The organism is Pseudomonas sp. BF-RE-22 (assembly GCF_019956155.1).
Lineage (GTDB): Bacteria > Pseudomonadota > Gammaproteobacteria > Pseudomonadales > Pseudomonadaceae > Aquipseudomonas > Aquipseudomonas migulae.
This window is the reverse complement of record NZ_JAHBDD010000087.1, coordinates 185,861-205,192: the sequence shown is the minus strand read 5'-3', so window position 1 is coordinate 205,192 and position 19,332 is coordinate 185,861. Positions and strand designations below refer to the sequence as shown.

Here is a 19,332-nt window from a genome sequence, read left to right as displayed (position 1 = left end):
GCCGGCGATGGCGATTTCGCGGACGCCATCGCCGGCAAGCCGGCTCCTACAGGGACCGCGTTTTTCATGGAGTAAATTATTGGCTGTAGTATCGAGCACAGCAATTCAAAGTGTACTATCCGGTTAGTTTTCCGTGCGATTATCGAACACAATGGCCTTTGGCGAATTGACGATTTTTCGTCCACTGCCCACCATCCACTACACATTGAGTCCGGTCACAACCATCGGTCTCGGTGACCCAAGACTCAGAACACCACATAAAAATAATCGGTGGCCTACATGACTCCTTCTCAAAGCTCTCCCGTGGAGCGTTCCTCCACGACTCCTGCCGTCGGTGGCATCGGCGACAAAATCCGCGGCGCCATGGCCGTCGGCAAGACCCGTTGGGGCATGCTGGCGCTGGTGTTTTTCGCCACCACCCTGAACTACATCGACCGTGCCGCACTGGGCGTGATGCAGCCGATCCTGGCCAAGGAAATGAGCTGGACGGCGATGGATTACGCCAACATCAACTTCTGGTTCCAGGTCGGCTACGCCATCGGTTTCGTGCTGCAAGGCCGGCTGATCGACCGGGTCGGCGTGAAGCGCGTGTTCTTCTGCGCGGTGCTGCTCTGGAGCCTGGCGACCGGCGCCCACGGCCTGGCCACATCAGCGGTCGGCTTCATGGTTTGCCGCTTTATCCTCGGGCTGACCGAAGCCGCCAACTACCCGGCTTGCGTGAAAACCACGCGGTTGTGGTTCCCGGCCGGCGAACGCGCCGTGGCCACCGGCATCTTCAACGCCGGCACCAACGTCGGTGCGATGTTCACCCCGATGCTGCTGCCACTGATCCTGCACGTGTGGGGCTGGCAGGCCGCGTTCCTGTGCATGGCGTCGCTGGGCGGTATCTGGCTGCTGTTCTGGGGCCTGAAGTACTTCAACCCGGAAGATCACCCAAGCGTTAAACAATCGGAACTGGACTACATCCAGAAGGAAGTCGAACCGGAACAATCCCGCGTACCGTTCTCCAAAATCCTGCGCATGCGTGGCACCTGGGCCTTCGCCCTCGCCTACTCGATCACCGCGCCGGTGTTCTGGTTCTACCTGTACTGGCTGCCACCGTTCCTCAATCAGCAATACAACCTGGGGATCAACGTGACCCAGATGGGTATCCCGCTGATCATCATCTACCTCACCGCTGACTTCGGCAGCGTTGGCGGCGGCATCCTGTCCTCGTTCCTGATCGGCCGCGGGATCAACCCGATCAAGGCGCGCCTGATGTCGATGTTCCTGTTCGCCTGCTGCATCATCGGCGTGGTCATGGCCGCCGGTTCGAGCAGCCTGTGGGTGGCGGTGTTTGCGATCTCCCTGGCCATCGGTGCACACCAGGCCTGGACCGCGAACATCTGGAGCCTGGTGATGGACTACACGCCTAAACACATGATGAGTACGGTGTTCGGCTTCGGCGGCATGTGCGCCGCGATCGGCGGGATGTTCATGACCCAGTTGGTCGGCCACATTCTGACCATCACCAACAACAACTACACCGTGCTGTTCACCATAATTCCGGCGATGTACTTCATCGCGCTGACCTGGATGTACTTCATGGCGCCGCGCAAGATTCCTACAGTCGAAAACTGATACACCCCAAACGCAGGCCTGACCCCGGGCCTGCGTTTTTTTATGCGCAGGATTTATGAATGCCCCCTTTTTTCTCAACACCACAGAGACCCACCATGTCGCCAGGTCACTTGAGCATTGCCAAACGCGCCGTGATCAGCTTCGGCGTTATCGCCCTGCTGGTTCTGTTGCAGGGATTGTTCGCCCTCAAACAGGTTGCGCAGGTCCGCGCCACCGGCCAGCACACGGAAAACATCTCCCTGCCGAGCGTTCGCTACCTGGGTGAAATCCGCGACTACGTCCTGAGCATTCGCGTACTCAGCCTGCGCATGGCACTCAACCGCGACCCCAAAGTGCTCGATGCTACCGTCACACGCCTGCATCAAGTACAAGGCTGGCTGGGCGAGACGCTGGAAAAATTCACCCCGCTGGTCGGTGATTACAACCGGGAGCCGTACGAAAAGTTCGTCGCCACCGTCACCCGTTACCGTCAGGCGTTGGCGCAATACGAAGCGCTGTCGCGGGAGAACCGCAGCGAAGACATGACCGCGCTGCTCAACGGCAAAATCCAGGAGTACTCGACCCAGACCGGTGACCAGTTCGCCGAATTGATGGCCCTTGCCGCCAATGAAGTCAGCCTGTCGGCCAACCAGGCCGACTCGCTTTACAACCAGGTGAAGTTCACCGTGATCGGTGCGCTGATCGCCGTTGCGCTCCTGACTTTGTGCCTGGCCTGGCTGCTGATTCGCAGCATCGTCGTTCCGATCCGTCAGGCTGTCGCCGTGGCCGAGCAAGTCGCCGCCGGGGACTTGAGTAAACCGATCCACAGCCACGGCAGCGATGAAACCGCACGTTTGCTCAAGGCCTTGTCGGCCATGCAAACCAGCCTGCGCGAAACCCTGCAACTGATCAGCGGCACCTCGACGCAATTGGCGGCGGCTGCGCTGCAGATGAATCAGAACACTCGGCAGGATTCCGCTCGGCTGCAACAGCAACACAATGAAATCGAACAAGCCGCCACGGCCGTCAACGAGATGACGGTCGCGGTGGAAGAAGTCGCACGCAACGCGGTGTCGACTTCCGACAGCACTCGCCTGTCCACGCAGCAAGCCAACCAGGGCCAGACGCGGGTCATTGAGACACTGGATTCGATTCAGGCGATGAGCGGCAATGCCGGCCTCGCTCTGCAACAGGTGCAAACGCTGGCCGAGCAATCCCGGGAAATCGGCAAGGTGCTGGACGTGATCCGCGCCATCGCCGAACAGACCAACCTGCTCGCGCTCAATGCCGCCATCGAGGCCGCCCGCGCCGGGGAAGCCGGGCGTGGGTTTGCAGTGGTGGCCGATGAAGTACGGGCGCTGGCTCATCGCACCCAGCAATCGACCCGCGAAATCGAGCAGATGATTGGCCGGGTGCGGGGCGATACCGACAGCGTGGTGCTGTCGATGCACGACAACAGTCAGCGCGTCGCTGATACCTTGACGATTGCCGAACAGGCGGGTCTGGCACTGGCAGAAATCACCCGGGCCATGGAGCAGATCCATGAACGTAATCTGGTGATCGCCAGCGCGTCAGAGGAACAGGCGCAAGTGGCCCGCGAGGTGGATCGCAATTTGCTGAACATCCGCGACCTGTCGCTGGAAAGTGCCGACGCCTCGACCCGGACCAGCGCCACCAGCCAGGAATTGTCGCAACTGGCGACCGGCCTGCAAAACCTGGTGGTGCGCTTCAGATTCTGACCCTGTTCAGCGACGGCTTTGCTGCCAGGCCGCCGCCAAACCGCTGCAGCAAATCACCGCGATCCCGACCACCGTGGTCAGGGTCGGCGTGTGGGAAAACAGCAACCAGCCGAGCAAACCGGCGAAGACAATCTGGCAATAGCCGAACGGCGCCAACAGCGCAGGGGCGGCGTAGCGGAATGCCTGAGTCAGAAACAAATGCGCGGTCATCCCGCACGCGCCCAGCGCCACCATCATCAATCCATGCCCAAGGCTCGGCACTTGCCAGAAGAACGGCACCAGCGCGCTCATTACCAGGGTGTTGCACAACCCGGCGAAAAAGTTGCTGGTGGTCGGGCTGTCGACGCTGCTGAGCTTGCGGGTGAGCAATTGATAGAAGCAGAAAAACAGCGCCGAGCAGAGCGGCAGCAGCACCGCTGGCGTGAACAGATCACCGCCGGGGTGGACGATTATCAACACGCCGACAAATCCGCAAATCACCGCAATCCATTGGCCACGGGTGACGCGCTCACGCAGCAGCGGCACCGACAGCGCAGTCACCAGGACCGGTGCAAGAAAGTTGACCGCGGTGGCTTCGGCCAACGGGATGTACTGCAAGCCGGTGGTGAAAAACAGACTGGTGCCCAACAGGCACAACGCCCTCAGCAACTGCAGCAACGGTCGTTTGGTGCGTAGGACTCGCAGCCCGGATTGCGGCAGAAAAATCCCGGCCATCAACAAGGTGTGAACCACATACCGGGCCCAGACCACCATGACAATCGGATAGAACCCCGAAAGGTATTTCGACAAGGCGTCATGGCTGGAGAAAAGAAAGGTGGCGAAGACGATCAGCAAAATCCCTTTGAAGGGTTGGTTTACGCCGGAGAGCGGGGTGCTGACGGTCATTGGGGATCCTTTTTTACATCGAAAGTCAAAAGCTTCGTCGGAGTGCCGCCCAGACCAAGCCTCGCTCCTACAGGGTTATCCATATTCCTTGTAGGAGCGTGGCTTGCCCGCGAACAGGTGCGCAGCACCTTCTAGATTCTTGCCAACAATTCCCGGGCCTTATCCATCGCCATCTGCGCCCGTTGCAACCCGCTCACGCCCTGCTCCAACAACTTCACCGTTGGAATCTCCAGGCTTAGCGGAATATCGGCCGGCAAACACTGCAACAACCCCGCCAGATCACAATCGCCATCACCTGGAAAACGTCGCTCGTTGCGGGCCTGACGCAAAATCTCCGCCATGTCCGTCGGTCGTGGCCCCGCCACATCGCACAACTGCGCATACCGTAACCGTGACGGGGCGACTTTGGCCAGATCTTCCAGCCGAGAACCTGAGCGGTCGAAATGGAAAGCATCGACCAATACCGCGCCGTTTTCACGATCAGCGTTTTCGACAATGCGCACCGCTTGTTCAAGATTGCGCGCATCAGTCCAGGGCATGAACTCCAGGTGCGGGTGCAGTCCGTAAGGCGCCGCCAGATCACAGAGCCGGACGAAGTTTTCCGTCAGCCGTTGCTCGTCAGAATCGTTACCCGCCACCAGCAATTCACTGGCACCAAACTCCGCACCGACTGCCAGAATTTTCTCGAAGTCGGCGACGACGGTGTCCGGTTTAAGACGCAGGATTTCAACATCCAGCACACGAATACCGGTGTCGCGCAGCCGCGCCAGCGTCTCACGCCGCAAACCGACATCGGCTACCAGCGCAAAGTGATGTTCTTCGGGTGTCGCCGGCTCAAGGCGTAGTCCCACGTGGCTGTACCCGGCACGTGCCGCGACGTCCACCATCTGCGGCGGTGACAACTCCAGTACCGTCAGGCTGGCCAGGGAAAAGATCCGTTCATTCATGTTCATTCCTCGATCAGCACAGGGGTGCAGGCGCGACCGGTTTCGGCGGCTTCGCGGATGGCTTCGATCAACGCCAGTGTGCGTGCCGCATCGGCAGCGCTGACCAACGGCTCGACTTCCCGACGCACCACGCGCACGAAATGCTGCAACTGCAAACCCAGGGCTTCATCGGCGTTGACGCTTTCATGCATCGGCAACAAGGGTTGATGCCATCCCCCATCAGCGTCGGCGTAATGCCAGCGCTTGAGTTGCGGAATGCTCAACGCGCCGCCGGTACCGGCCAACAAGTAACACGGCTGATCCGCCTGACGCGGATACACCGGGTTCTCCCCGGAATCCAGCTCCCAACTCCAGGGCGCCGCCACCGCGTCGGAACCGGTCAGGCTGCCCAGAGCGCCGTTGTCGAATTGCAGCAACACCGCCGCACAATCCTCGTTGGCAAACCCGCGCACGGCATTACTGGTGATCGCTTGAACCTGCCGCACTTCGCCGCACAGATGGCGCAGCAGATCGAGGTCATGGATCAGGTTGGTCAGCAACATTCCCGCGCCTGGTTCGCGGCGCCACGGCGTTTCGAAATAACTGTCGGGTTTGCGCAATTGCCAGAGCGCGGTCACCGTCGTCAGCCGTCCCAAAGAACCGCTTTGCACCAGTTCGCGGGCGCGGACGATCAGTGGATTGTGCCGACGATGATGGCCGACCAGCACCGGGACGCCGGTGGCTTTCGAGGCGGCTACCAACTCGCGCGCCTCATCCAGGTGCACGCCGACCGGTTTTTCCAGCAGGACCGGCACGCCGGCAGCCAGGCAATCGAGCGCGGTGCTGACGTGCAGCGTGTTCGGGTTGGCCACGATGACCGCGTCCGGCTTCACCTGCTCCAGCATCTGACGGTGATCGGCGAAATACCCCACGCCCCATTCGGCGGCGAGGCCTGCCGCTTGCGGGCCAGGGTCGGCTACCGCGCACAGGGTCGCGTCCTTCAGGGTGTGCAGATGCCGGTAATGCTGCTGGCCCATGTTGCCGGCACCGATCAGAGCGATGCGAACGGGCGAAGTCATGGTGCGGTCCTCTTGTGATTATTGTTGATTGACCCTCAACAATTTAGAACCTGGTTCCAGATTCTTACACAAGCGATTCACGAAAGCGTGCGAACAACGCACAACTTTCCGGCGAACAAAGATCCATGTGGGAGCGGGCTTGCTCGCGAATGCGGTGTGTCAGTCGCAGCATTTATGCGCTGATAGACCGCATTCGCGAGCAAGCCCGCTCCCACAGGGTTTCCTATGCGGCGGTGGTTAACTGAAGAACTCCGACGCGAGACTCGCCGCCGACAACTCTTCGGCAAATCTCAACAACAACGGCGCCAACTCATGCAGCCGCGCCCCCGGCATCCGCGCGCTCGGCCCGGCAATGCTCAACACCCCGATCACTCGCCCATCGCTCGGGTGACGCACCACCGCCGCAATCGCCGAAGTGCCAACGGCCGAGCTCTCTTCAACCCAGGCGTAGCCCTGCTCCCGCGCCAGACGCAGGCGCTCGAGCAATTCAATGTTGGAACGCGGCGCGTTCGGCCCGAGGTCTTTTGGCCGCTCGCCGCCCTGGCGTTCCACCAGCGACAACGCTTCGGCATCGCTCATGCACGCCAGCCACGCATGGCCCGACGCCGTGTAAAACAGCGGCGCATCACGGCCCATGTCCGGGTCGTAACGCAGGCCGGAGCGGGCGCCCTGGGACTTGGCGATCCAGGTTTGACGCTCGCCCTCGATGACCCCGAGGCGCACCAGTTCGCCGGTTTCCTGGGCCAGGCGATCAAGCACTGGCTGCACGATATCGGCGCCGCTTCCCGACAGATAACGGAACCCCATGGCCACCAGTTTGGTCGACAAGTGATAGCGCAGGTTATCCGGATTCTGCCGCACGTAACCCAGCCGAATCAGCTCGGCGAGCAAGCGATGAGTCGCGCTTTTAGGGATGTCCAGTTGCTCTGCCAGCGTCTGCATCGGCAGGCCGCGAGGGTCACTGGTGAGGCTTTCCAGCACGCTGAAAACACGTTCGATCTGACTGCCGGCCATGGAAGGTTCCGCCTGAAATTTGCCCGATTCTAGAAGACAAACTGCCTAATGCGAAATCTGGAACTGCTTGTTCGGTAACCGCCCGTTTTATCGGCAGAGTGGTTGCCGAGCGGATTCACGTCGCTATATTTTCTGGAATCCAATTCTAAAAATATGCACTGGAGTTTTAAACAATGCCTGCCGAATCCCACAGCTCTCCAGACATCGACTGCGATGTATTGGTCGTCGGCTCCGGTGCAGCCGGGTTATCGGCAGCGGTCACCGCTGCATGGCACGGATTGAAAGTCATCGTGGTGGAGAAAGACCCGGTATTCGGCGGAGCCACGGCGTGGTCCGGCGGCTGGGCCTGGGTGCCGTGCAATCCTCTGGCCCGCCGCGCCGGCATCGTCGAAGACGTCGAGTTGCCGCGCACCTATCTCAAGCATGAACTCGGTGAGCGTTACGAACCGGCAATGATCGATGCGTTCCTTGAGGCGGGCCCACGGATGGTCGCCTTTTTCGAACAGCACACCTCGCTGCAATTCGCCGATGGCAATGCCATCGCCGACATACATGGCGATACGCCCGGTGCCGGAACGGGCGGACGTTCGGTGATTGCTGCGCCCTATGACGGGCGAAAAGTCGGCAAGCTGCTGAGGCGTCTTCGCAAAACCATGCGGGAAACTTCGTTCATGGGCATGCCAATCATGGCGGGGGCGGACCTGGCCGCGTTTCTCAACCTGACCCGTTCGGTGCCCGCCGCGTGGCACGTCACCCGGCGCTTCACCCGGCACCTGCTCGACCTGATTGTGCATGGCCGGGCGATGCAACTGGTCAACGGCGTGGCGCTGGTCGCACGCCTGGCAAAATCTGCCGAAGACCTTGGCGTACTGCTCTGGGAATCAGCGCCTGTCAGCGAGTTGCTTCGCGAAAGCGATCAGGTCCGGGGCGCGCTGGTGAGCACCGCCAAGGGCAAGGTCCGCATCCATGCGCGCAAGGCTGTGGTGCTTGCGGCCGGAGGGTTTGCCAATGACATCGAGCGGCGCAAGGCACTGTTCCCGCGCACACCGACCGGCAACGAACACTGGGCGCTACCCCCCCTCGGCGTGGCCGGTGACGGTTTGCGCCTGGGCGAAAGCGCCGGGGCACGGGTCAACACCGACATGGCCTCTCCCGTAGCGTGGGCGCCGGTTTCGCATGTGCCACACAGGGATGGCAGCATCGGTCACTTCCCGCACATCATCGAGCGGGGCAAACCGGGGATCATCGGCGTACTGAGCAACGGCCAGCGCTTCGTCAATGAAGCGAACGGCTACTACGACTATGTAACGGCCATGGTTGCCGCTGCGCCTGCCGGCGAAGAGGTTGCCTCCTGGCTGATTTGCACCCATGGTTTTCAACGCCGATATGGACTGGGCATCTCTCGGCCGTTTCCGGTTCCGTTGTCATCCTTTATCCGCAGCGGCTATCTGAAAACCGGCACCACGATCGAGGAATTGGCCCACGCCTGCGGCATCGACCCGAACGGCTTGCGCAGCACTGTGGCGGACTACAACCAGCATGCGCGCAACGGTGAAGACCCCTTGTTTGGTCGCGGTTCGACGCCTTACAACCGCAAACAGGGTGACGCCTTGCAGCAACCCAACCCGTGCGTCGCACCCATCGAGCAAGGGCCGTTTTACGCGGTGAAGGTCCAGCCCGGCTGCTTCGGCACCTTCGCCGGGCTCAAGGTCAATCAACACGCCCAGGTCCTCGGCGAATCCGGCCAGGCCATCGCCGGGCTGTACGCCGCAGGCGGTGACATGGCCAGCATCATGGGCGGGCATTACCCCGCCGGCGGCATTAATCTCGGCCCGGCACTGACGTTCGGCTACATCGCCGCGCGACATATCGCCGGCATCACTGCTTACGAACAGGAGATCGACCATGCAGCGCATCGTTAATGCACAGGGTTTGAACATGCCCAAACTCGGCCTCGGCACCTGGCCGATGCTCGGCGAAGAATGCACACGCGCCGTTGAACAGGCGTTGAAGTTGGGTTATCGGCACATCGACACCGCTGCCGCCTACAACAACGAAGAGGCCGTCGGTCAGGCGCTGGTGAACAGTCCTACGCCTCGCAAGCAGATCCACGTCACCACCAAAGTCTGGTGGGATCAACTGCAACCCGATGCCATGCGCCATTCCATGGACCGCAGCCTCAAGGCCTTGCGCAGCGATTACGTTGACCTGTTCATGATCCACTGGCCGACCACCGATTGGGACCTGCCACGCACGATCGAAACCCTGGTGTCATTCAAGGAGCAAGGCCTGGCGCGCAATATCGGCGTGGCGAATTTTCCGCTGCCGCTGCTGCGCAAAGTCGTCGAAGAACTGGGCGCACCGCTGTCAGCCATTCAGGTTGAATACCACGCGTTGCTCGGACAAAACGCGCTGCTGGACTACGCCCGTCAACATGACCTGGCACTGACGGCCTACTCGCCGCTGGCCCGCAACAAGGTCTCGGACATCCCGCAAATCCAGCAGATCGCCGCCAGACACGGGGTTCTGCCGACACAAGTGGCACTCAAATGGCTGCTTGATCAACCGAACGTTGCGGCGATCCCCAAGGCCAGCAGCGAGGCTAATCAACTGGCCAACCTGGCCTCGCTTGAGGTCCAGCTCGATGACGAAGACCGGGCGTTGATTGCCGGGTTGTCGAAACGCGAACGACTGGTCAGCCCTGACTTTGCGCCAGTGTGGGATGCATTCGACCGGTAAGCACCGGACTGCTTTTCGTAGGAGCCGGCTTGCCGGCGATAGCGTCCATAAGATCGCCATCGCCGGCAAGCCGGCTCCTACAAGTCATAGGGCGTTCGCCCTGACGTCATAAAAAACCCATCACCTGACGGAATTCGATGGGCTATCCACGTTCAATACACTCAGTAATGTTCCCGCCCGCATAAAAGCCGGACGACCGGACTGGCGCCGCTCCCACTCACCAGCAACACTCATCCCCACGATAATCAGAGGATTCCCACATGCTATGGAAAAAAGGCCGACGCAGCGACAACGTGGTCGATGCCCGTGGTGATGATGTCGGCGGTGGTGGCGGCGGGATGCGTTTTGGTGGCGGCAAGGGCCTGAGCCTGACCGCAATCATTCTGATTGTCGGGATCGGCTGGATCACCGGCCAGGACCCGTTGCAGATCCTCGGCCAACTCACCGGGCAGATGACCGAGCAATCGGCACCGGCACCGACGCAAACCCGCAAGGCACCGCCAGCCAATGATGAAGGGGCGGAATTCGTCCGTTCGATCCTCGGTGACACCGAAGACACCTGGGGCCAGATTTTCCAGCAGGCCGGCCGACAGTATAAAGACCCTACGCTGGTGCTGTTCAGCAACCGGGTGAACTCGGCGTGCGGCCTGGCCACCTCGGCGACCGGGCCGTTCTATTGCCCAGCAGACCAGAAGGTTTACCTGGACATGAGTTTCTTCCAGGAAATGTCGCAACGCTTTGCCGCTGCGGGTGATTTCGCTCAGGCCTACGTGATCGCTCACGAAGTCGGACACCATGTTCAGACCTTGCTTGGTGTTTCCGCGAAAATTCAGGCCGCCCGTCAGCAAGGCCGGCAAATGGAAGGTGACGGTGGTTTGTTGGTGCGTCAGGAACTGCAAGCGGATTGCCTCGCGGGTGTCTGGGCCAACAATGCACAGCAACGCCTGAACTGGCTGGAGCCGGGCGACATCGAAGAAGCCTTGAATGCCGCCAACGCCATCGGCGACGACCGCTTGCAGCAGCAAGGCCAGGGTCGCGTGGTGCCGGACTCGTTTACCCATGGCACGTCGGCGCAAAGGGTGCGCTGGTTCAAAACCGGATTTGCGCAAGGCCAGGTGGGCCAGTGCGATACCTTTGCGGCGAAAAATCTGTAAATGAAAAAGTGGTTGTTGATGTTGTTGTTTACTTGCACCTGTACCCAGGCTGCCGAGCATGGGGTCAAGGAGATCAGCCCCGGCCGACTCTTGTTGAAAGAAGGTGAGATAGCGGTGGGCATCGGCCCGGCGCCGGCGAAAATCGAGCGCGTGCTGATCATCATCCATGGTCGGTTGCGCAATGCTGAAACCTACCGCCAGAGTGCCGAGCGGGCGGCAGAGCAAGCCGGGCAAAGCGCCAATACGTTGGTGATCGCTCCGCAGTTTCTCAATGAAACCGACGTAGCACTCCATCCAGTCGCCGACACCGTGTTGCGTTGGCAAGGCAATGACTGGATGGCCGGCGGTTTATCCACCGCTCCGTTTGCCCTGAGTTCCTACGCGGCGCTCGACCAGATCATCGCCCGGCTCGGCGATCGTCGACAGTTTCCGGACGTGAAGGATGTCGTCATCGCGGGCCACTCGGGCGGTGCTCAGGTGGTTCAACGTTATGCGTTGTTGAGTCACGATCAACCGGAGCTCAAGGCGGCTGGCGTGCACCTGCGCTACGTCATCGCCAACCCGTCTTCCTACGCGTATTTCGATGAGCGGCGGCCAGTGGCGTTCAGTCACGCCGGCTGCCCGGCGTTCAATCGCTGGAAGTACGGCCTGTCAGATTTGCCTGCTTACGCAGAAGGACAAAAACCCGCACAACTGGAGGAAAACTACGTTCAGCGTGACATCGTTTATCTACTGGGGCAGCAGGACATTGATCCGAACCATCCGGCGCTGGATAAAAGTTGTGAGGCGAAAGCCCAGGGCGCTAATCGATTGATTCGCGGGCGCAATTATTTTGAGTTTTTGAAGCGCAGCCATCCGCAAGGATTGAATCAGCAATTGATCGAAGTGCCCGGGGTTGGGCATAACGGGGATGGGATGTTTACGTCACCGGAGGGACAGAAGGTTTTGTTCGGACAGTGATGACGCCTTCGCGGGTAAGTCGGGTCGCCGCACCGCTCGCTCCTACGTGTAACTCTGTAGGAGCGAGGCTTGCCCGCGAAGGGTCCCTCAAGCCAACAACATTTCCCGCAACACCACACAATCCGCCGCATGCCAATCCGTCAATTCAGGCCACGGGTTATCCGGCAGATTCACCAACACCGTCCGCGCCCCCGCCGCTCTTCCGCAATCCAGATCAAACCGGTAATCACCGACCATCACCATCTCGCTCGCCGGCACGTTCCAGGCCTCGGCCAATTTCAACAAGCCACCGGGGTGCGGCTTGGGCGGCGCTTCATCACGCCCCAGCACATCCTCCACCGCGAAGCAGTCCGCCAGGCCAATGGCCTCCAGCGTCACATGCGCCAACTCCCGAGCATTGCGCGTAAGAATGCCCAGGCGATAACCGCGCCCCGCCAACTCGCGCACCAGTTCCACAGCACCCGGCGCCGGTTTCGAACCCAGCGCCAGATCCCGTTCATGCTCCAGCAACCATGCATGTTTGGCCGCGGCTTCAGCAGCCGGCAGCGCGGCGAGGTGGGTCAGGATGTCGTCTTCGGCCGGGATCGCCAGCGCCACGCGAATCGCCGCGAAGTCATGCACGGCCACCGTCAGGGTGCCGTCCATGTCGAACACCCAGTGCCGCACCTCGGCCAGGCTCATGCCCAATCCTTGCGGTGACGGATCAGGCCTTCCTGAGTGACCGACGCCACCAGTTGCCCGGCGCGATTGAACACGCTGCCACGGCTGAACCCACGGGAATTGCCGGCCCACGGGCTGTCCATCGCGTACAGCAACCAGTCATCGGCACGCAGATCCGCATGGAACCACAGCGCGTGATCGAGGCTGGCGACCTGCATGTCTTTCTGCCAGACCGACTTGCCATGGGGCAACATCGAGGTGGTCAGCAGATTGAAATCCGACGCGTAGGCCAGCAGGTATTTGTGCAGCGCCGGGGAGTCGGCCAACGCGCCGTCGGCGCGAAACCAGACGTACTTGACCGGGTCGGATGGCTGCGGGTTGTAGGGATCTTTCTCGGTGACCGGGCGGAATTCGATCGGCTTCGGGCACAGCAGTTTTTCACGCATGTGCTCGGGGATCAGGTGCGCGCGCTGATGGGTCAGCTCCAGTTCCGAGGGCAGGTTTTCCGGCCCGACCACCGTCGGCATCTGGCCCTGATGCTCGAAGCCTTTTTCGTCATATTGGAACGACGCGCTGCACGTGAAGATCGGGTTGCCCTTCTGGATCGCCGTGACCCGACGCGTGCTGAAACTGCCGCCGTCGCGTACCCGATCAACCTGATACACCACGGGCAACGTGGAATCGCCCGGACGCAGGAAATAACCGTGCATCGAATGCACATGACGCGCGACTTCGACCGTCTGGCTGGCCGCCGACAGGGACTGACCGATCACCTGGCCGCCGAACAACTGACGAAAGCCCAGGTCCTGGCTGCGGCCACGGAACAGGTTTTCTTCGATCGGTTCCAGGGTCAGCAAATCGACCAGATCATCCAACACTTGGCTCATTCAGACTCTCCTCACACATCGCAATGCCGCGCAGTCTTGGCTGCGGCGGTCGATTCAGTTTCCGGCCAGGGCCATCATTGGCGCCATTGTAAACGTCCGGGCCGTCTTATCCATGCAAGGTTTGCAGCCATTGCTCACGGGTGATGCGGTACAGCACATGGTGACGCAGAGGATGATCGACCGCGAGTTTCGGGTGGTCGAAGTCACCGGCTGAATCATGGTGCATACCGATGGCCTGCATGACTTTCTGCGATGGCGTGTTGGTTTCCGTGGTGAAGGACACGACCTCTTGCAGCGCCACCCGGTCAAACCCGCAGCGCAGAGCGGTCCACGCCGCCTCACTGGCGTAACCCAAGCCCCAGTGTTCGCGGGCCAGGCGCCAGCCGATCTCGATGGCCGGCGTGAAAGGCGCATCAAAACCGACCACGCCGAGCCCGGTAAAACCGATGAATGCACCGGTGTCCTTGCGCTCCAGCGCCCAGAGACCAAAACCATGCTCGGCGAAATGCCCACGAATCCGCCCGATCAGCGAAGCACTTTCCAGTCGACTCAAGGGTGCCGGAAAATAGCGCATCACCTGTGGATCGGCGCACATCGCCGCAAACGCCGGCAAATCCTCGTCACGCCACTGCCGCAACAGCAGTCGCGCGCTCTCGAGTTCCAGTATCGGCTCCATCGTGCCCCTCCGTTTCCATGCCGCAAGTCTACATCGCTGGTAGGATCGTTCACTCATTCCTACACGCCGTACTCATAAAAGCCCGTCATGCCGCTGCCATTGATTTACCACGAAGACTACAGCCCCGAGTTCCCGGCGGACCACCGCTTCCCCATGGACAAGTTTCGCCTGCTGCGCGATCACCTGGTGGACAGCGGGCTGACCCGGGACGCCGACCTGCTGCGCCCGGAACTCTGCCCGCCGGAAATTCTCGCCCTCGCACATGACGCTGCCTATATCGAACGCTACATGAGCGGCGAGTTGTCCCGCGAAGACCAGCGGCGCCTCGGCCTGCCGTGGAACGAAGCCCTGGCCCGGCGCACGGTGCGGGCGGTCGGCGGTTCGCTACTGGCGGCAGAACAGGCGCTGGAACATGGATTGGCCTGTCACTTGGCCGGCGGCACGCATCACGCGCATTACGACTACCCGGCGGGGTTCTGCATCTTTAACGACCTGGCGGTGATCAGCCATTACCTGCTGGAAAGCGGTCGTGTGAATCGGGTGCTGATCTTCGATTGCGACGTGCATCAGGGCGACGGGACTGCACGGATTCTGCACAACACCCCGGACGCGGTGACCGTTTCCCTGCACTGCGAGAAGAACTTTCCTGCACGCAAGGCCGAAAGTGACTGGGACATCCCGTTGCCCAAGGGCATGGGTGATGCGGATTACCTGAAGGTCGTCGACGACGCGCTGAATTATTTGCTGCCGCTCTACCAGCCGGACCTGGTGCTGTACGACGCCGGTGTCGATGTGCATAAGGACGACGCGCTCGGTTACCTGAAGCTGACAGACGAAGGCGTGGCTGCTCGGGATGAAAGCGTGATGCGCCATTGCCTCGGGCGGGATATTCCGGTGGTCGGGGTGATTGGCGGCGGCTACAGCAAGGACCGCAAGGCGCTGGCGCGGCGGCACGGCATCCTGCATCACAGCGCGCAGCGGGTGTGGGCGTCATCAGGTTGTCATTGAGGTGTGCGCCTTTACCCACAATGCCTGTGGAACTGCCTGTGGATAACCTGAGCGAAAGGGCCTACAGGCCATGCTGCATATAGCCTGCAAAGGGGTGGTTGTTTTTTGATCAACACTTCAACCCGACATAAATCCCCTGTGGGAGCGAGCCTGCTCGCGAAAGCGATTGAACAGTCACATTGATGTCGACTGAACCACCGCTTTCGCGAGCAGGCTCGCTCCCACAGGGATTTGGGCTGCTAGAATGCCCGGCTTATTCCGCCGAACCGCAGCGCATTCCATGACCCAATCTTCCGCCGCCCTCCCCCCTAAAGTCGCCATCATCGGCGGCGGCCCCGCCGGCCTGATGGCGGCCGAAGTGTTGAGCCAGGCCGGAATCAAGGTCGATCTGTACGACGGCATGCCTTCCGTAGGCAGGAAATTTCTCCTCGCGGGCGTAGGCGGCATGAACATCACCCATTCCGAAGCCTACCCGGCATTCCTCTCACGCTACGCCGAGCGGGCACCGCAGATTGCACCGCTGCTGCGAGCCTTTGGTGCCGAGGCGCTGTGTCAGTGGATTCATGACCTGGGCATCGAAACCTTTGTCGGCAGCTCCGGCCGGGTGTTTCCGACCGACATGAAGGCCGCGCCGCTGTTGCGCGCCTGGCTCAAACGCCTGCGAGAGGCCGGCGTAGTTATCCACACCCGCCATCGTTGGCTCGGCTGGGATAACAACGGTGGATTGCGTGTTGAAAGTCCTGAGGGTGAAAAAAACCTGAAGCCCGAAGCAACGCTGCTCGCCCTCGGTGGCGGCAGTTGGTCGCGCCTGGGTTCGGACGGCACGTGGATGCTGCCACTGGAGCAGCACGGCGTAGGACTGGCGCCGCTGCAGCCGAGTAATTGCGGCTTCGAGGTGCAGGCCTGGAGCGAATTGATGGTCAGCAAATTCGCCGGCGCCCCGCTGAAAAACATCGCGATCGGTCTCAATGACGACATCCCTCGACTCGGGGAATGCGTGATCACGGCCACCGGGATTGAAGGCAGTTTGATCTACGCCCTGTCGGCGCCCATCCGCGAAGCGATCAATCAGCAGGGCTCGGCGACCATTCACCTCGACCTGTTGCCGGGCCGGCCTGTGGATAAAGTTCAGGCGGCACTGAGCAAACCGCGCGGGTCTCGTTCAATGTCCAAACATCTGCACAGCCAGCTCGGGATAGATGGCGTGAAAGCGGCACTGCTGCGCGAATTGACGCCGGCAGAATGCTTCGCCGATCCGGCCTTGTTGGCTAAAGCGATCAAGGCGTTGCCGCTGACATTGGTGAAAACCCGCCCACTGGACGAAGCCATCAGCACTGCCGGTGGCGTGATGTTCGAGGCGATGGATGAACGTTTGATGCTCAAGCAGTTGCCTGGCGTGTTCTGCGCGGGGGAAATGCTGGATTGGGAAGCGCCGACCGGCGGCTATCTGCTGACCGCGTGTTTCGCCAGTGGGCGAGCGGCGGGCTTGGGGATGGTGGAGTGGCTCAAGCGCACGTCTTGAGACCGAGTTGCGCCCTTCGCGGGCAAGTCGGGTCGCCGCACCGCTCGCTCCTACAGGTTCGACGTAAATCCTGTAGGAGCGAGGCTTGCCCGCGAAAACGGCTTAACCGGCGCAGCGAATATTAAGGCTTACGCTTACGCGGCCCAGTATTAAACACCGGCACCTTACGCACAGGCTTGATCGAAGGCTCCGGCGCCGAAGCATCCCCGCTCTCGACCCATTTACCCAAATTGCGCTTACCGCCGCTGGACGTCTTCGGCTTCTTCGGTTTTTTCGGTTTCTTCACCACCTGGCCGCTGGCATCGGTATCCGGCACGCGGTGCTCAGGTTCGAAATCGTGTTCCATCTGCCGAGGCAACGTCTGACGCGTCAACGTCTCAATGGCCGACAGCAAATTCACTTCATCGGCGCAGACCAACGAAATGGCCTGCCCGGTGGCACCCGCACGGCCGGTACGACCGATCCGGTGGATGTAGTCTTCCGCCACGATCGGCAGGTCGAAATTGACCACCAATGGCAAATCTTCAATGTCCAGACCACGGGCCGCGACGTCGGTGGCCACCAGGATCTGCACTTCACTGGCCTTGAAACGGTCCAGCGCACGTTGACGCGTGGCTTGCGGTTTGTCGCCATGGATGCCGTCGGCGTTGATGCCCAGGCCCTGGAGTTTTTCCACCAGTGCGTCCACGCCATTACGGGTCTTGGCGAATACCAGCACCTGCTTCCACTTGCCCTTGCGCAGCAGGTGGATGAACAGCTCCGGCTTGCGCTTCTTGTCCACCGTCACCACCCACTGTTTAACAGTGTTGGCAGCAACGTTGCGCGGGCTGACTTCGATGCTCAGCGGATCATTGAGCATTTGCCCGGCCAGCAGGCGAATCGCATCGGAGAAGGTCGCGGAGAACAGCAGCGTCTGACGTTTCTTCGGCAGCACGCGGTAAATGTTCCCCAGCTCCTCGGAAAAGCCCAGGTCGAGCATGCGGTCGGCTTCGTCCAGCACCAGGGTTTGCAACTGGTTGAACTTCAGAGCGTTCTGGCGGAACAGATCGAGCAGACGGCCCGGTGTTGCCACCAACAGGTCGACACCTTTGCGCAGCTTCATCATTTGCGGGTTGATGCTGACGCCGCCGTACACCGCGTAAGTGCTCAGTGGCAGGTTCTCAGCGTACTGACGCACGGCTTCGTGAACCTGCTCGGCCAGTTCGCGGGTCGGCACCAGAATCAATGCGCGCACCGAGTTGGCGGTGACTTTCGGCCCTTCCATGGCCAGCAATTGCAGCAGCGGCAACGCGAAACCGGCGGTCTTGCCGGTGCCGGTCTGGGCGGCGGCCATCAGGTCGCGACCGGCCAGCACCGCCGGAATGGCTTGCGCCTGAACCGGCGTCGGGGTCTGGTAGCCGAGCGTCTCGAGAGAGCGCAGCAAGGGTTCGATCAGGCCAAGGGTGGCGAAAGTCATGGGATTACCGTAGGAAAATTCAGCGCGGTTGTGCAGAACAAGTGTGCAATGGCGCGCAGTTTACCCTAATTCACACGGGATTCTGTCTGCACCACCGCAGCAGGTCGTTCCGGTGCCCGGCGCCACTGCGGCAAACCGATCAACACCACGGCACTGATGATCACCAGCATGGCCAAGGCTTCTTCGATGCCGATGGTCTCGCCGACAAACACGATCCCCAGCAACACCGCCACCGCCGGGTTGACGTAGGCATAACTGGTCGCCGCTGCCGGACGCACGTTTTTCAACAGGTACATGTAGGCATTGAAGGCGATGATCGAACCGAAGAAGGTCAGATAGGCCAGCGCCGCCCACCCTTCAATCGGTGGCATGGCTTCCAGATGTTCACCACTCATCGCACTGCCGATCAGCAACGCCACGCCGCCCACCAGCATTTCCACGGCACTGGCCATCGCGCCTTGGGGCAACGGCAAGTGTTTGCTCCAGACCGAACCAAACGCCCAGGCCGCCGCCGCAAAGATCAGCAACATCGCACCCAGCGGGCTCGATTGCAGGTTGGAACCGAGGTTGAGCATGGCGATGCCGATCAGCCCGAGCACAATCCCCGCCCATTCGAGACGGGTATTACGCGCGCCCCAGAAATAGCCGCAGAGCAAGGTAAACAACGGCACCGTCGCCACCGCCAATGCCGCGACGCCGGAAGCGACGCCCATGTGCTCCGCCACACTGACCCCGCCGTTACCGCACGCCAGCAGCAAAATCCCGATGATCCCCGCCGCTTTCCACTGCGCCCACGTCGGTGCCGGTGCCCCGCGCCAGCGCAGGAACGCGTACATCAACGTGCCAGCAATGACGAAGCGAATACCGGCGAGCAGCAACGGCGGCCAATACTCCACGCCGATACGGATCACCAGGTAAGTCGAGCCCCAAATCACGTACAAGGCGAAAAAGGCAGCGATCAACGGCAAGGGAAAACGACGGAGGCCAGGCATGGGGGCAGCTCGCAGGCAAGGACAAATGAACAGCTA

At 61.0% G+C, this 19,332-nt stretch carries 17 protein-coding genes; 8 read left to right on the top strand and 9 right to left on the bottom strand.

What is annotated here, in order from left to right:
* Positions 1-363: 363 nt before the first annotated feature.
* Positions 364-1,620, top strand: coding sequence for an MFS transporter (locus KGA82_RS29300; protein ID WP_223414472.1), 1,257 nt, complete (start codon positions 364-366; stop codon positions 1,618-1,620).
* Positions 1,621-1,715: 95 nt separating this feature from the next.
* Positions 1,716-3,338, top strand: a complete 1,623-nt coding sequence (locus KGA82_RS29295; RefSeq protein WP_223453296.1) for a methyl-accepting chemotaxis protein — start codon at positions 1,716-1,718, stop codon at positions 3,336-3,338.
* Between the two features lie 6 nt (positions 3,339-3,344).
* On the opposite strand, the gene KGA82_RS29290 is transcribed toward KGA82_RS29295, so the two are convergent.
* The 4 genes from KGA82_RS29290 to KGA82_RS29275 form a co-directional block, all read right to left on the bottom strand.
* The gene (locus tag KGA82_RS29290; protein ID WP_192228025.1) at positions 3,345-4,223 is read right to left on the bottom strand and encodes a DMT family transporter; all 879 of its coding nucleotides are present in this window, start codon (positions 4,221-4,223) and stop codon (positions 3,345-3,347) included.
* A gap of 131 nt (positions 4,224-4,354) precedes the next feature.
* On the bottom strand, positions 4,355-5,170 hold the full coding sequence (locus KGA82_RS29285) for a sugar phosphate isomerase/epimerase family protein (RefSeq protein ID WP_223453295.1): 816 nt from the start codon (positions 5,168-5,170) through the stop codon (positions 4,355-4,357).
* A gap of 2 nt (positions 5,171-5,172) precedes the next feature.
* Positions 5,173-6,228, bottom strand: coding sequence for a Gfo/Idh/MocA family protein (locus KGA82_RS29280; protein WP_223453294.1), 1,056 nt, complete (start codon positions 6,226-6,228; stop codon positions 5,173-5,175).
* A gap of 237 nt (positions 6,229-6,465) precedes the next feature.
* Entirely contained in the window at positions 6,466-7,242 is a 777-nt protein-coding gene (locus KGA82_RS29275) for an IclR family transcriptional regulator (RefSeq protein WP_008028937.1), read from the bottom strand.
* 173 nt (positions 7,243-7,415) lie between these two features.
* Between KGA82_RS29275 and KGA82_RS29270 the strand changes: the two genes are divergently transcribed.
* The 4 genes from KGA82_RS29270 to KGA82_RS29255 all read left to right on the top strand — a co-directional run bounded on the left by KGA82_RS29270 (position 7,416) and on the right by KGA82_RS29255 (position 12,095).
* Positions 7,416-9,164: an FAD-dependent oxidoreductase gene (locus KGA82_RS29270; protein WP_223453293.1), complete on the top strand. Its 1,749-nt coding sequence runs from the start codon at positions 7,416-7,418 to the stop codon at positions 9,162-9,164.
* On the top strand, positions 9,148-9,981 hold the full coding sequence (locus tag KGA82_RS29265; protein ID WP_223453292.1) for an aldo/keto reductase: 834 nt from the start codon (positions 9,148-9,150) through the stop codon (positions 9,979-9,981). The genes KGA82_RS29270 and KGA82_RS29265 overlap by 17 nt, the downstream gene beginning before the upstream one ends.
* Positions 9,982-10,241: 260 nt before the next feature.
* Positions 10,242-11,135, top strand: a complete 894-nt coding sequence (locus tag KGA82_RS29260) for a neutral zinc metallopeptidase (RefSeq protein ID WP_008028943.1) — start codon at positions 10,242-10,244, stop codon at positions 11,133-11,135.
* On the top strand, positions 11,136-12,095 hold the full coding sequence (locus tag KGA82_RS29255; protein WP_223453291.1) for an alpha/beta hydrolase: 960 nt from the start codon (positions 11,136-11,138) through the stop codon (positions 12,093-12,095).
* Positions 12,096-12,182: 87 nt separating this feature from the next.
* Here KGA82_RS29255 and KGA82_RS29250 read toward each other — a convergent pair whose 3' ends face one another.
* From KGA82_RS29250 to KGA82_RS29240, 3 genes are all read right to left on the bottom strand, one after another.
* Complete coding sequence (locus KGA82_RS29250) at positions 12,183-12,776, bottom strand: HAD family hydrolase (RefSeq protein WP_008031729.1); 594 nt, start codon at positions 12,774-12,776, stop codon at positions 12,183-12,185.
* Positions 12,773-13,642, bottom strand: coding sequence for an acyl-CoA thioesterase II (tesB, locus tag KGA82_RS29245; protein ID WP_008031730.1), 870 nt, complete (start codon positions 13,640-13,642; stop codon positions 12,773-12,775). The genes KGA82_RS29250 and tesB overlap by 4 nt, the downstream gene beginning before the upstream one ends.
* Positions 13,643-13,748: 106 nt before the next feature.
* Positions 13,749-14,318: a GNAT family N-acetyltransferase gene (locus KGA82_RS29240; RefSeq protein WP_008041912.1), complete on the bottom strand. Its 570-nt coding sequence runs from the start codon at positions 14,316-14,318 to the stop codon at positions 13,749-13,751.
* A gap of 87 nt (positions 14,319-14,405) precedes the next feature.
* Between KGA82_RS29240 and KGA82_RS29235 the strand changes: the two genes are divergently transcribed.
* Entirely contained in the window at positions 14,406-15,326 is a 921-nt protein-coding gene (locus KGA82_RS29235; protein WP_008031735.1) for a histone deacetylase, read from the top strand.
* A 280-nt stretch (positions 15,327-15,606) separates the two neighbouring features.
* Positions 15,607-16,848 carry a TIGR03862 family flavoprotein gene (locus tag KGA82_RS29230; protein WP_223453290.1) on the top strand — a complete coding sequence of 414 codons (1,242 nt, stop codon included), beginning with the start codon at positions 15,607-15,609 and terminating at the stop codon, positions 16,846-16,848.
* A 121-nt stretch (positions 16,849-16,969) separates the two neighbouring features.
* Here the strand turns inward: KGA82_RS29230 and KGA82_RS29225 are convergent, their stop codons facing one another.
* Together KGA82_RS29225 and yedA are read right to left on the bottom strand one after the other, a co-directional pair.
* Positions 16,970-18,304 carry a DEAD/DEAH box helicase gene (locus tag KGA82_RS29225; protein WP_008031738.1) on the bottom strand — a complete coding sequence of 445 codons (1,335 nt, stop codon included), beginning with the start codon at positions 18,302-18,304 and terminating at the stop codon, positions 16,970-16,972.
* Positions 18,305-18,369: 65 nt separating this feature from the next.
* Entirely contained in the window at positions 18,370-19,296 is a 927-nt protein-coding gene (gene yedA / locus KGA82_RS29220; RefSeq protein ID WP_223453289.1) for a drug/metabolite exporter YedA, read from the bottom strand.
* Positions 19,297-19,332: the final 36 nt, after the last annotated feature.

Coding starts and splice junctions, on each gene's coding strand:
- KGA82_RS29300 (WP_223414472.1), top strand. CDS start 364: ATGGCCGTCGGCAAGACCCGTTGGGGCATGCTGGCGCTGGTGTTTTTC.
- KGA82_RS29255 (WP_223453291.1), top strand. CDS start 11,136: ATGAAAAAGTGGTTGTTGATGTTGTTGTTTACTTGCACCTGTACCCAG.
- KGA82_RS29260 (WP_008028943.1), top strand. CDS start 10,242: ATGCTATGGAAAAAAGGCCGACGCAGCGACAACGTGGTCGATGCCCGT.
- KGA82_RS29265 (WP_223453292.1), top strand. CDS start 9,148: ATGCAGCGCATCGTTAATGCACAGGGTTTGAACATGCCCAAACTCGGC.
- KGA82_RS29275 (WP_008028937.1), bottom strand. CDS start 7,242: ATGGCCGGCAGTCAGATCGAACGTGTTTTCAGCGTGCTGGAAAGCCTC.
- KGA82_RS29290 (WP_192228025.1), bottom strand. CDS start 4,223: ATGACCGTCAGCACCCCGCTCTCCGGCGTAAACCAACCCTTCAAAGGG.
- yedA (WP_223453289.1), bottom strand. CDS start 19,296: ATGCCTGGCCTCCGTCGTTTTCCCTTGCCGTTGATCGCTGCCTTTTTC.
- tesB (WP_008031730.1), bottom strand. CDS start 13,642: ATGAGCCAAGTGTTGGATGATCTGGTCGATTTGCTGACCCTGGAACCG.
- KGA82_RS29225 (WP_008031738.1), bottom strand. CDS start 18,304: ATGACTTTCGCCACCCTTGGCCTGATCGAACCCTTGCTGCGCTCTCTC.
- KGA82_RS29285 (WP_223453295.1), bottom strand. CDS start 5,170: ATGAATGAACGGATCTTTTCCCTGGCCAGCCTGACGGTACTGGAGTTG.
- KGA82_RS29270 (WP_223453293.1), top strand. CDS start 7,416: ATGCCTGCCGAATCCCACAGCTCTCCAGACATCGACTGCGATGTATTG.
- KGA82_RS29250 (WP_008031729.1), bottom strand. CDS start 12,776: ATGAGCCTGGCCGAGGTGCGGCACTGGGTGTTCGACATGGACGGCACC.
- KGA82_RS29240 (WP_008041912.1), bottom strand. CDS start 14,318: ATGGAGCCGATACTGGAACTCGAGAGCGCGCGACTGCTGTTGCGGCAG.
- KGA82_RS29235 (WP_008031735.1), top strand. CDS start 14,406: ATGCCGCTGCCATTGATTTACCACGAAGACTACAGCCCCGAGTTCCCG.
- KGA82_RS29230 (WP_223453290.1), top strand. CDS start 15,607: ATGACCCAATCTTCCGCCGCCCTCCCCCCTAAAGTCGCCATCATCGGC.
- KGA82_RS29295 (WP_223453296.1), top strand. CDS start 1,716: ATGTCGCCAGGTCACTTGAGCATTGCCAAACGCGCCGTGATCAGCTTC.
- KGA82_RS29280 (WP_223453294.1), bottom strand. CDS start 6,228: ATGACTTCGCCCGTTCGCATCGCTCTGATCGGTGCCGGCAACATGGGC.